At 69.3% G+C, this 309-nt stretch carries 1 protein-coding gene; it reads right to left on the minus strand.

Annotated features, from left to right (window positions below):
* The coding region (locus tag ACLNEE_RS17075; protein ID WP_412007471.1) for a hypothetical protein at positions 1 to 309 on the minus strand (309 nt) is incomplete at both ends.

Consider the following 309-nt stretch of genomic DNA (forward strand, 5'->3'; position numbering starts at 1 on the left):
GGTAGCGCTTTCACCAGCCGCGTCAGCCTGATTGCCCAGTGCGCTTGCACTGATACCTGAAGCCCGGGCGTTCAACCCGACGGCGGTCGCGGCGAGGCCGGTGGCATTGGCCTTGCGTCCGAGGGCCGTGGCGCTTTCACCATCGGCGATGGAGCCTTCTCCGAGGGCTGTGGCGGCGATACCTGAAGCCCGGGCCTCCAACCCGACGGCGGTCGCGGCGAGGCCGGTGGCATTGGCGCTGCGACCGAGGGCCGTGGTGCTTTCACCGTTGGCGATGGACGCTTGTCCGAGGGCTGTGGCGGCGTTACC

The sequence above is a fragment of the Aphanothece stagnina RSMan2012 genome (assembly GCF_046764815.1).
In the GTDB taxonomy this organism is placed as follows: Bacteria; Cyanobacteriota; Cyanobacteriia; order PCC-6307; family Cyanobiaceae; genus NIES-981.